The sequence below is a fragment of the Dawidia cretensis genome (assembly GCF_018598175.1).
GTDB classification, from domain to species: domain Bacteria; phylum Bacteroidota; class Bacteroidia; order Cytophagales; family Cyclobacteriaceae; genus Ohtaekwangia; species Ohtaekwangia cretensis.
Genome location: NZ_JAHESE010000019.1, coordinates 92,423 through 104,021, shown reverse-complemented (window position 1 = coordinate 104,021; position 11,599 = coordinate 92,423). Strand labels below are relative to the sequence as shown.

Genomic DNA, 11,599 nt, shown 5'->3' with positions numbered 1-11,599 from the left:
ACGACCGGACACAATTCCATACGGGCAGGTGAAAAAAATTCAAACGTGCACGGCAGCCGCGCGCGACCCTTAAGCGACCGGCTGCGCGACGCGCTGCATTTCCTTTCGGAATTGTAGAGCGCTTTTGCCCGTTGCCTTTCGCAAGAACTTGTTGAGGTGGCTCTCATCGGCAAAGCCCAGCTCGGCAGCGATCTCGTGCACACGCAGGTCGCTGAAGCGCAGGCGCGATTCGATGTGCCGCAGGCGCAGGTTGGAAATATATTGCTGTAACGTCTCTTGTGTCTTATTTTTGAAATAACGTCCCAGGTACGATTCGGATACCCCGAACTGTTTGCTCAGGTGTTCTGCCTTGAGCTTCTCCGGCTGGCATAAATTAGCCTGTACGTAGTGGAGCATATCCAGGGCGCGTCCATCGGTATCTTCGTGCACGGCGGCCGGCAAATACTTGGCGATGTTCCGAGCCACAATGACGATCAATGTATTCACCAGCTTCTCAACGAGCTCGCGGTTATACAGGTCGCGGTTTACAAACTCCGCAATGACGGCCTCGGCCAGACTCCGCACCAGCGGTTTGTCGGATAAGTTCTTTAGGATACAGCCGGGTTGATGATTGGCATTCTGTAAAATATATTCCAGCCGCCGGAGGTCGTCGGTGTGGAAGGACTTGGAGCGTATATAATTATCGTTGAACCGGAGAAAAAAAAACTCCGTGGTGGCCCCGACGTCAAACGAATGACAGTCTTGCGGTGTGATCAGGAACATGTGGCCCGGCCGGTAGTTAAAGGTGCTTTTATTAATACACTGCTTGCCCGTGCCCGACATGATATATACCAGCTCGAAAAACAAATGACGGTGGCCGGCGCTGGGGCCTTCGTCCAGCTTGCTAAAGGCCACTTCAAACGGTTCGTACAAGGTTTCGTGCTTCATGACGCAAAACTACCGAAAAAGGTAGTAATAGTACCGGAATACCCATAAAACCCGGTATAAATTTGCATTATTAAACATCACAAAAGACATGAAAGCAATCATCTTACAGGCTCCCGGCGGCATTGAACAGCTGCAATATACCGAGCTTCCCCAGCCCGCGGTGGGTGAAAACGACGTTTTGGTACAAGTAAAAGCTATCAGCCTCAACCCCGTAGACGTCAAGACTCGCGCCGGCAAGGGGGTGTACGGTCGTCTAAAAGAGCTTACGCCCATCGTCATAGGTTGGGACATTGCCGGCATTGTCGCCGCCGTAGGCGCCGGCGTTATCACCTTCCGCCCAGGCGATGTCGTTTTTGGCATGGTCAACTTCCCCGGTCACGGTCAGGCGTACGCCGAATACGTTGCTGCTCCCGCAAATCACCTCGCGCATAAACCCGCCAATATATCGTTTGAAGAAGCCGCGGCCGCTACGCTCGCGCCGCTCACAGTCTGGCAGGCCATGGCCAACCATCCGCAGGTAGGCCCGGGTAAACGTGTGCTCATTCACGCCGCCGCTGGTGGTGTTGGTCACTTCGCCGTACAGCTGGCCAAGCACCGGGGCGCCTATGTGATCGGCACGTCGTCGGCCGCAAACAAAGACTTCGTCCTGGGACTCGGCGCAAACGAACACATCGACTACCGCGCACAGCCTTTTGAGCAGGTAGCCGGGCCGGTAGATTTTGTACTCGACACCGTCGGCGGCGACAACATCGACCGCTCGTTGACGATCGCCAACCGGGGTGGCGCCATCATCAGCATTCCCTCGGGTCTGAGCGAAGCCGTGGTACAGAAAGCAAAAGACAAAGGTGTCGATGGCAGCTTCATGCTGGTACAATCCAACGGCGTTGACCTGGAGGCTATTGCCGCCCTGCTCGCCAACGGTACCCTCAAAGCGCACGTATCACAAGTTTTCCCATTCAGCGAAATAGGTGCCGCGCACCTCCAAGTAGAAACAGGCCGCACGGTAGGCAAGATCGTTATACAAGTATAATTTATACCATTATCGAATTTTCTATATCAACAAAAAAGCACGGCTTAAAAAATCGTGCTTTTTTACTGAGAGCATATTTCGCGCCTCTGTACGAGGCAATTCGGTGGATTATACTATTTCGATAATTTTCATACTGTGGCTATCTTTTAATTTCTCTTATTTAAAACTAAACAAAATCCATGAGACGGCAAAAGAACCCCTGGATAGTCTCTATAGATTCTTCCCGGGCTTGTTTCCAAATCTTCAAAAGTATCTATGGTCTTATGTACGAAATATACATTCAAAAGTTTCGAATTAAAATTCACGATCACTTTCATACGATCCGTAACCTTTGAAGTCTGCACTATCAATTGCTCATTCGTCGGCAAGTCCAACCGAAACCTGCGTTTTTCTACCTTTCTAAATTCATACTTCTCCCCATATTGACAGGTTAGCCGAGTCATAAACTTATTGGCGTGGATGGATTGTTGCATTTCATGCTGCAAGTCCTTGACTAAAATATCCCCTCGGCAAATTGTTAATGCTATCACTTTCCGATAAGAATATTCATCTTCCTGTGCCGCATAATACACCGTCCACAAAAATTCCCCCTTCTTTTCCAAAGGCACAATTCTTCCGGTCATTTCATGCTCGTATGCAACGTAGACTTTATCGCCCACTTCTTCAATATCAAAATTGGAATACCGGTGCACGATACCTTCGTAACTATAATTATGATCAACAGGAAAATACGTCTTTAAGATGGACGATTCGATCAATTGACTGATCGATGGGAATTTATGCGTAAACATAACTTGCGATACACGCGTCCAAATCCCTTCGATATGGGACTTGTTCTGCGTTTCAAGGTACTCGCGACTAAACATCACTTTCGCCAACTCCTCCCGGAAAATTCCGGTAAACTGAAACGACTTCAGCACCGCGGTAAAAATACCACCACCTAAAATCGTTGTTCCGATGCTATTGAAAGCCGACGGTAACCGTGCAACAGTCTGCGGCAACAACGTTCCTGCCTCATTTGCAAATCCATGCCCGGATAACATATGCCCAACCAGCATGAATACAAAACCCAGCAACATAAAAATCCAGGGTAAATTGGAGAATAGCCATCTCCCGGCATTTTCTACTTTCATATATACTATAACTGATAACTGTTACAATGCCATAAAACGTATCCTTACACTTACGATGAAGGATATAGTCAAATCATTGCCTGAAAGTATATATTTTATCACACCCTGCCAACGATGGCACAAATATAATTTTGGGGAAATAATCTATTTCCCCAAAGTTAAATCCCCAAAGGAATCAATCAACGCCCAGTCCGCCGACCATCTCCAGTGCTACGCCTTCGGGCTTGCCATCGATCAACGGCATGGCCTGGCCGATCAGCGCGCGGGTCTCGGGCAGCGCGAGCGACTGGTCGTGATCTTCTTTGCTGTCCCAGATCTCCATGACATGAATAACATTTTCGTCTTTCGGGTCGCGGCCGATGGCGTATACACGTATGCCCTTCACGGCCGACACCTGGCGGGAGGCCTCCAGCAAGATAGCTGTGAGCTTATCGGCCTGCCCGGCCTTGGCGCGAAATTTACCGGTCAAGCCATATTTAGTAGCAGGAATGGTGGTCTTCTCCATAGTCGTATTCTTTTGGTTCTTGGTCTGTGTTTTAAAAAATAGCCCCGTGCACACTACTGACGATGCGCACATGGTGATCAGAAAGATAGCGAGTTTCATGGCCCTGGGTGTTTGATGGACCAAAAGTAGGCTACCCGGTTGACAGCTGTATGTCAGCAGCCGCCGCCACCCGGCACATCTATGCAAAAAAAATTGCACCCGGCCGTCCTGCCCATAGGATTGGGGCATTTTGCCGCCGTTGGGCAGAGGCACGTTGTGCCGTTGTACGCAAACTGCTACCTTGGTCCGTGACACCCCTTACCCCATTACCATGCTGAATTTCTTCAAACGGAAACAAACTCCAGCGACACCCGTTACGCCCACCGTTAAAACGGTACTGTGTGTACCCGGCCCCTGGCAGAACCATCAAGAGGTACTCCACGCCATTGCCGAAAACAACCTGAACGAATACATCTTTGCCGGCATGCTGCTGTTTGACATGAAGCGTAGCATAGGCTACGAGCTGGAAATATGTGACCCCGACACGCGCATGCGACAGTCGTTTGAAGTAGCCGGTAGCACTACCGGTGTACGTGATGAAAAAGGGTTCCTCGACGCCATCGAAGCCCACAAAACCGTGCTCTACGTGGTGGGTGAAACGGGTAGTCTCCAGGCCGCCGAGCAGATTGCCCGGGCCGGTGCCGCGTTGCTAAAAGCCGGCGGAATTGGTCTTAAAGTCGAGTCGGCCGGCAAGGCCTTTACCAAAGCGCAATGGCTCGACATGCTGGAAAAAGACTTCGACGAAGCCAGCCTCTACAAAATGTTTGTTCTCGACGTGCTGCTGGATTCCGAGCGCGGTATACTCTACTCCTGCGGCATGCACAACCTCGGACTCAAAGATGCGCTTTTTGTCGACGGCCAGGACCGCGCCGCCATCATGGACACCTTAAGCTCCTTTGGCTATTACCAGATTGTCGACAAACCCACCATCCACGCCGGCCAAACCTTCTCACCCTACCGCGACGCGCCTATATACCGCATCCACGAAGAAAGCGACCAACCCAACGCCGGCCATGACTTGTTTGAAAATCCGTTTGGAATGTGGCGGTTTGAAAAGATTAGAGACTAAAAACGCCGGGCCTATAACAGACCGGCGTTCATATGTTTTATTAAAAGAGAATGATTAAGCTTCTGCCTTTACAGGCTCTTTCTCATAAAAATCAACACTTCTCAAAAGCAATTCACTGTAATCGAATAGCTGGTCTAATGTAACTAATTCATGTTTTGATTCATTTTTAGCCTCATCAAAAAGAACTAAGTATTTCTTCGCTCCATTAAATTGCAGACGGCATAATGGCTTACGGTTATTATCGTCAAGCAACACACCATAATACGACTTCGTATCCCTTCCCACAACGCGTTTCGAATCAATGCGTTTGCGTAGGATCGATTTGACAATCATAAAGCCCTCTTTCTCATCTTCTGTTGTCTCAATACTTTTGGCTTCTTCCTCCACTTTCAACGCTGCTTCCTCCTGTACGCGTTGATTCTCCACTTCGGCCTCTTTTGAAAGAGCCGATTTCAATCGATCACTAATCATATCGCTAATAAGCTGAGTAACCGATTTCCGCACGATCTCCTTAAATTGCAAAACTACTTTTTCTGTCGCCCGGCCGTCGTAGACACTCCCAATAAAAAATTTAACAAAACCATCCGATGGTTCTTTAAATTCTTGAGAAAGAACAGCTTTTATCTCACTAGAATATTTGAGCTCGCTTGCCGTCGTAAAAATATTATCCACATCGAAATACGACTTATGGAATTTTTTGAGCTCGTCAACCTCAACATCCTTTATCTCCGTCAGATTGAATTCAAAAAACGGCTTCTCATCCATTTTATTGGACTCCACCAGGTCCGTATAGAATCGATAATGCACACCGTTTGTCAATAGACTAAATTTAGCCTTTGTCGTATGATAGTATCGAAATAGCTGAGAGTTATGAGGATCTAATTTCTCCTTATGGTGTTTACATTCAATCAGCAAAATGGGATCTCCCCCTTTCATGATGGCATAGTCCACTTTCTCACCCTTTTTGATTCCTAGATCCGCAATAAATTCCGGGTTAACTTCAGCAGGATTAAAGATATCGTATCCTAAAATCTGAATAAAGGGTAACGTCAACGAAGTCTTAGTTGCCTCTTCCGTCTGGATTTGGGGCAGCATCTTAGCCACCCGATCACCCAACTGCTTAATCTGGTCCTTAAAATCCATAAAATATAGTAGGTTAGTTAGTATGCAGACAAAGGAATAAACAACGCTCCCCTCCAACTCGTCATTCAAATGCCAGGCGTCAGGAGCCTCTCCATTCAAGTTAGAGGTTTATTATCATTCGGCAAAAGATCACACTATATAAAAATGTTTGCCGCTCATACTACGTTTTGCCTCATGAAACGTCATTAACACACTAAACCAAAATCACTACTATAAGGATATCATTAATACTCACTAACAGCAGACGGCATCACTGACGTCCAGATCATCGACCTGGAGTGGTCGACGATGTCTTCGGCCACGCTGCCGTGCAGGAAGTGCGCCATACCGCGGCGGCCGTGAGTGCCCAGGGCAATCATGTCGGCTTCGACCTGATGGGCAAAGTTTAAGATACCTGCTTCAGTGTCCATGTCATGGTATATATTGACCGTATAGTTTTCAAAGCCCAAACGCTCGGCGAAGGCTTCGAGACGCTCCCGAACGTTGACGTCGCGCTCAGGGTATAGAGGCGAATTGACCCAGACAATATGCAGACGGGTTTGGAAGAACTGTTGCAGAGCTTTGACCTTGTGGGCCAGCTCTTCCTGGAATTCGTTTTCGAGTGTACAAGGAAACACAATGCGTTTCACGGGGCCGCTATAGTTATCCTTGACGGTGATGACCGGTACGGCCGATGTGCGCACGACCTTCCCGGCATTGGAGCCTACGAAGAACTCGCGCAGGCCGCTGGCGCCGTGGGTGCCCATGATGACCAGGTCGCCGTCGACAGCGGACACATAGATGGGTATGATCTTGTGCATAGATCCGAAGCGGATCGCATGGATAACGCTTACGCTATCTGGCACATCCACCGTGAGCGTGCGCATTTCCAGCGCGGCCTGCGCGCGCAGCTCTTTAAAGAGGCCATCTTCAAACGACAAGACTGCCGGATCTTGCAATATCGGTACTTCGATAACATGCAGCAGGTGTATTTCACCGGCTGCCTGAGCGGCTACGTCGACGGCAAACCGGAACGCGTGTACGGCGGGTCCGGAAAAATCGCAGGGTACAATGATTCGTTTCATGGCAATTGTGGTTTCAAATCGTACTTCAAAAATAGCCTGGCGCAGCAATGTCGCAGATGAAGTCCGTCAGGATGGCGGCTGATTTCCATCAGACTTCCGTAGACTCATTCCAACCTTTTGCCAACCGGCCGTGTCTGACCTGTTGAAACTCCTACCTATGAGAAACTTCCTGTCATTATGCGGGTTCTTCGCGCTGCTTGTGGCACTGAATGCCTGTACATACGACGACGGCCCAGAGATCGTACAAGGCTACCGGCCGGTCTACAACCCCCTGGACATTACTGGAATCGCACTACAGGATGCACAGCCCGTGCGTTACCCCGGAAAAATTTACCGCTACGGTGCTTACCTGTTAATTAATGAATATAACCGCGGCATTCACCTTTTCGACAACAAAAACCCCGCGTCGCCGGTGCCTATCGGATTCATTCACATTCTGGGCAACCGCGAGCTGGCTATTCGGGACAACGTGCTCTATGTAGATCATCTCAATCACCTGGTTGCCCTCAGCATCGATGACTTTAATACGCTTGTAAAAATCGGGTCCACGCCGTTGGGAAAGGAGCTTGACCCCGGCCGTATCATGACGTCCAATATGCCGCCACCACCAAAGGGCTACTACTTTGATTGTGTCGACCCGTTAAAAGGATATGTTACCGGTTGGGAACCCGCCACACTTGAAAACCCGTCTTGCTATGCGCCCAAATAACTACCGCAATACCCTCATAAGGCTCTTATTTCTGTTGTGCCTTGTAGCCTGTAGCGACTCAGATCCTTCCAATAGCCCTGCGCCTACGGGTCAGGGTGGCTCGACAGCCCGCTTTACAGTGCATGGAAGCTACCTGTATACCGTCATCGATGATCAGCTCTCAGTCTTTGACCTCACGCGCCGCGATACACTCGTGCACGCTTATACCGGTAGTTTACCCTTTGGGATCGAAACAGTTCATGCCCAGGGCGGCTATCTGTACCTCGGCGCACAGAACGGCATGTACATCTACTCCCTGATGGACCCTGCGCAACCGAGCTTTGTCTTTCAATATCAACATATCCGCTCGTGCGACCCCGTGGTGGTGCAAGGCAAGTGGGCATATGTTACCTTACGCGGCGGCAACACCTGTGGCAGCAGCAGCAATACTCTGGAGATCATCGACATCCAGGATCCAAACCAGCCCATCTTGTTTAAATCGTATCCCCTCACCCATCCCTATGGCCTGGCGATCGATGGCAACATGTTGTTTGTCTGCGATGGCGCCCTTAAATTATTTGATGTGAGTAACCCCGCCAACGTACGGCTTCTGACGTCCGCTGAGATCAACAATCCCCACGACGTCATCGTCAGCAACGGACTGGCCACCGTCACAAGCGCCGAGGGCATTCTGCAATACAGCTATGGCGCTGACCACCTCACGCTCCTCAGCACCATTCCTGTTGAAATCCCTTAAGACCGTGTACTCCACTATATCACTATTCTTTGCCCTGTTGCTGATCAACACCGCAGCCTTTGCCCAGAGCACAGACGAGTATGACCTGGCCGTGCCCCGGCATGCTTTTAAATTCAGTCCTGGCCATCTGATGAACTTCCACCCGACCGTACAATTTGCCTACGAACAGCGGGTCGCGCGTCGGTTGACACTTCAGGGCGAATATGGTCACGTGATAAACGCTCAACACAATGACGAAAGAGGCTTTGCCAACTACGACGACGAGTGGAACAGCGATCGAAAAGGCTATAAAACAAAACTGGAAGCGCACTATTATGTATACGCCACAAAAAACGGGCGCTTTGCCTGGTACAGCGCGGCAGAGCTATATTATAACCATATTTCCTATACCAAACAAAGGACGACCAGCGAATACTATGGCGAAACACCCGACACCCGCTATGAAAAAATTCACCGGCAACGGGTACACTACGACGAAGGAGGTTTTAACTTCAAATTTGGTTTTGTGTATACCATGGGGCCTGTGTTGCTGGACATCAACGCCGGCTTGGGCCACCGATTTATACAGTATAATAAAATATTGCCTGTATTCAAAGAATCCCGTGATTGGTTCGAGTTTGGTCCCCGGGAAGAGTCACGTAACCAGCCGGGTCTGGCGATGGGCGTTCGTATAGGCTATCGTTTCCCGTGGCGACGGGCAACCTAACAATGCAGTCGTCACAACAGCATAAACAGCCCGTGCCGTCAGGTTTTGCAGCAACGGAGCGGCCTGCTCTTTTGACGCGGAGATCACCATCGCATACGTATACATCCGCGCCTCAGTTTGTGCAGGCTCGGTCTTCGCGGTGTATTGATAGATCATTTGTAGCGTCTGAGGTCTCCGCTGATCATTTACCTGTCGGTCAGCTTCCGGCGCTTTTTTACTCGCCTGGCGCGGCTCCGACTGTGACCTCGTTACTGTAAAATTCAGGTTTTGCACCGGTGCTGGCTCCCGGAGCATAACTTCCTCTTCACTTCCCGGATCGTTACCTTCCGGTCCCTGTTCCACGGACGCCTCGCGACCGCGTAGCGCCAGGATTTTTGCTGCGCCAAAACGCTTCACCTCTTTGATATGACCACCCTCGCGCAGTGATCCAAATTCGATGCCGATCGACAACATCAATGTCCATCCTTCTTCAGGCGGCGTCTGATCCATGGAAAGTTGCAGTGTAGTAGCATCCATTCCCTCCAGTGAGGGACACCATTCCGTCGAAGCGTCGACGCCGAAAGCGCCTCGATTATACCAGGCGTGCGGCAAATACTCTTTCTTGGCTACGTCAAAGAACAAGTCAGGCACAATGCCCAGCGTGGCGGTAATGCGAAATAACGCGTGGTTATTCTGTGGAAAATAGTTTATACTGTGCATCAGTTCAGGTATATCGACGCGGGCGCTGCACGTGGCACGGTCGAGCGTATAGTATGCCGGGTTACGCACGATGGAGTCAAAGCGCGGCATTTCCTGGGTAGTTGAAAAACCTTCGAGTATGCGGGCATGATCAGACAGGATAATATTTCTGCGCCCCCAGTCACTGGTACCATCCTGCAACTGTACGCGGCGCATGATGCTGTTGATATCACTACCAAAGTTATAGTCTGCCAGGCGCCGGATAGGGTTCATCGTCATGCGCACATGCCAGCCCATGCGTGAGCATCCGCCGAACTCGGACATCGTGCGGCGTGTATTGATAAAGTTAGCGCCTTTTTTGAGCTCGTCCGGGTTGGGTCCACCCTTACGCCGTACGACGATCTTCGAACAACCGCGCATGCGATACGCGCTCAAATCACCTAATTTACCCGTAAATGTAATCCCCTCCAGAAATGGCATAATCAATTGGCTTTATAATGAACATCCCTATAACAACTGGCAACGAAAGCGCCTGGCCGAAAGTAGTAAAAGTCTGCATCGAGTCAATCAATTGTATAATTTAAATTTTAAGGAAATAGAAATAAGAGTACGATGTTCAATAGCTTTAAAACTATTTGTTATCTATTGAATATCTATTACTAAATAACTCATTATCTATTGCTTATATAGATAGTTGCTTGACCAATGATAGACATCTACCGGATTTCTATAGTATACTTTTATGCTGTATCGAAAAAGGCTGATTATTTCTACAAACAACCGATCGGTTGAATACAAAACCTTAAAAATCGGGTATCTCTGGATGATTCAAGTTCCGAGAGAGTCTACAATACCTTTTGCAGAAAAACGGTCGTATAATTTAATACTGGTGTAAACCAGGGTTCAAAAAGGCAAAATGTATGGGGGGTATCCGGAAAGGTATGTACTTCCGTATAAATGCCGTAACGCTGTAAGATGGCGATATAGTCTTCCCGGCCGGCGTGCATGCGGGCTACACTACTGTTGAGAAACAACGTAGGTGGTGACTGTTTGCCGGCGTAGGTCAACGCCGAGGCCTGTCGCCAAAGATCAGGGTTCTCCGTGCGCGTATAGCCAAACCAGTTTGTAGCGGCTGAAATAGACCTGGTGTCGTTACCTTCACCCGATTCCGGGTGTATAAAGGCCACTATTCCGTCGATGTTTACCACCGCTTGTACAGCACTGCTATAGTCCATGTTGCGGGTGCTGTCGTCGAGGGCCGGCACGTTGGTGGCGCTACCGAGTAAAGCGGCGAGCTGGGCACCGGCAGAAAAACCGAGCGCAGCGATGCGCGTGGGGTCGGCGTGATAGGTAGCGGCGTGTGCACGGATCCAGCGGATGGCGGCTTTCAGGTCGTGTACGGCAGCGGGATAGAGCGCGTCGGTTGACAAGCGGTATGATACGGTAAAACACACAAACCCCTGCGCAGCCAATCGTTCCGCCAGGGGTATGTGCTGTTGCCGGTTGCCCGAGCGCCAGCCACCGCCATGGATGATCATGACGGCTGGTAAAGGCTTACGACTGTGTACAGGATAAAATACATCCAATTGCAACGTGTGGCCGTCGATGGTGGTATACGGTACATTCCGCGCTTGTTGCACGCCCGGCGGTACACTGTCGGTGACGAGCACGATGGACGGATAGTGCTTGCGTGCCTGACGATACGCGCCGGCATTGCTGAACGACGTGTCCGCCCGGTGGATGAGCCCCTCCGTGCGTTGCGCGTACCCGGTGAGCGGCAGCAACAATATCGTCAACCATAGTCTATACGGTGCCATGGTACAATATACATATTGTCGTGCGGTTTCCCACCGGGATGGC

Annotated in this window: 12 protein-coding genes; 5 read left to right on the top strand and 7 right to left on the bottom strand. The window is 49.9% G+C overall.

Annotation, left to right across the window (positions count from 1 at the left end; translation table 11 throughout):
• Positions 1 to 69: 69 nt before the first annotated feature.
• Positions 70 to 927 carry an AraC family transcriptional regulator gene (locus tag KK062_RS17850; protein WP_254085697.1) on the bottom strand — a complete coding sequence of 286 codons (858 nt, stop codon included), beginning with the start codon at positions 925 to 927 and terminating at the stop codon, positions 70 to 72.
• Positions 928 to 1,015: 88 nt separating this feature from the next.
• On the opposite strand from KK062_RS17850, the gene KK062_RS17845 reads away from it, so the two are divergent.
• A complete protein-coding gene (locus KK062_RS17845; RefSeq protein WP_254085696.1) occupies positions 1,016 to 1,957 on the top strand; it encodes an NADP-dependent oxidoreductase in 942 nt (313 codons plus the stop codon).
• 146 nt (positions 1,958 to 2,103) lie between these two features.
• On the opposite strand, the gene KK062_RS17840 is transcribed toward KK062_RS17845, so the two are convergent.
• The gene (locus tag KK062_RS17840) at positions 2,104 to 3,090 is read right to left on the bottom strand and encodes a hypothetical protein (RefSeq protein WP_254085695.1); all 987 of its coding nucleotides are present in this window, start codon (positions 3,088 to 3,090) and stop codon (positions 2,104 to 2,106) included.
• A gap of 175 nt (positions 3,091 to 3,265) precedes the next feature.
• A complete protein-coding gene (locus KK062_RS17835; RefSeq protein ID WP_254085694.1) occupies positions 3,266 to 3,694 on the bottom strand; it encodes a putative quinol monooxygenase in 429 nt (142 codons plus the stop codon).
• 211 nt (positions 3,695 to 3,905) lie between these two features.
• On the opposite strand from KK062_RS17835, the gene KK062_RS17830 reads away from it, so the two are divergent.
• Positions 3,906 to 4,703: a hypothetical protein gene (locus KK062_RS17830; RefSeq protein WP_254085693.1), complete on the top strand. Its 798-nt coding sequence runs from the start codon at positions 3,906 to 3,908 to the stop codon at positions 4,701 to 4,703.
• Positions 4,704 to 4,757: 54 nt separating this feature from the next.
• On the opposite strand, the gene KK062_RS17825 is transcribed toward KK062_RS17830, so the two are convergent.
• Together KK062_RS17825 and KK062_RS17820 are read right to left on the bottom strand one after the other, a co-directional pair.
• Complete coding sequence (locus KK062_RS17825; protein ID WP_254085692.1) at positions 4,758 to 5,846, bottom strand: type I restriction endonuclease; 1,089 nt, start codon at positions 5,844 to 5,846, stop codon at positions 4,758 to 4,760.
• A gap of 224 nt (positions 5,847 to 6,070) precedes the next feature.
• Complete coding sequence (locus tag KK062_RS17820; protein ID WP_254085691.1) at positions 6,071 to 6,910, bottom strand: universal stress protein; 840 nt, start codon at positions 6,908 to 6,910, stop codon at positions 6,071 to 6,073.
• Positions 6,911 to 7,067: 157 nt separating this feature from the next.
• On the opposite strand from KK062_RS17820, the gene KK062_RS17815 reads away from it, so the two are divergent.
• From KK062_RS17815 to KK062_RS17805, 3 genes are read left to right on the top strand one after another with little or no spacing between them, the layout of a single operon-like run.
• Positions 7,068 to 7,619, top strand: coding sequence for a hypothetical protein (locus tag KK062_RS17815; RefSeq protein WP_254085690.1), 552 nt, complete (start codon positions 7,068 to 7,070; stop codon positions 7,617 to 7,619).
• Positions 7,606 to 8,355 carry an LVIVD repeat-containing protein gene (locus KK062_RS17810; protein ID WP_254085689.1) on the top strand — a complete coding sequence of 250 codons (750 nt, stop codon included), beginning with the start codon at positions 7,606 to 7,608 and terminating at the stop codon, positions 8,353 to 8,355. The genes KK062_RS17815 and KK062_RS17810 overlap by 14 nt, the downstream gene beginning before the upstream one ends.
• A 4-nt stretch (positions 8,356 to 8,359) precedes the next feature.
• The gene (locus KK062_RS17805; RefSeq protein ID WP_254085688.1) at positions 8,360 to 9,061 is read left to right on the top strand and encodes a hypothetical protein; all 702 of its coding nucleotides are present in this window, start codon (positions 8,360 to 8,362) and stop codon (positions 9,059 to 9,061) included.
• Here the strand turns inward: KK062_RS17805 and KK062_RS17800 are convergent.
• Both KK062_RS17800 and KK062_RS17795 read right to left on the bottom strand, forming a co-directional pair.
• On the bottom strand, positions 8,990 to 10,219 hold the full coding sequence (locus KK062_RS17800) for a hypothetical protein (RefSeq protein WP_254085687.1): 1,230 nt from the start codon (positions 10,217 to 10,219) through the stop codon (positions 8,990 to 8,992). The two genes, KK062_RS17805 and KK062_RS17800, sit on opposite strands and share 72 nt — an antisense overlap.
• A gap of 365 nt (positions 10,220 to 10,584) precedes the next feature.
• The gene (locus KK062_RS17795) at positions 10,585 to 11,556 is read right to left on the bottom strand and encodes an alpha/beta hydrolase (RefSeq protein ID WP_254085686.1); all 972 of its coding nucleotides are present in this window, start codon (positions 11,554 to 11,556) and stop codon (positions 10,585 to 10,587) included.
• Between the last annotated feature and the right edge of the window lie 43 nt (positions 11,557 to 11,599).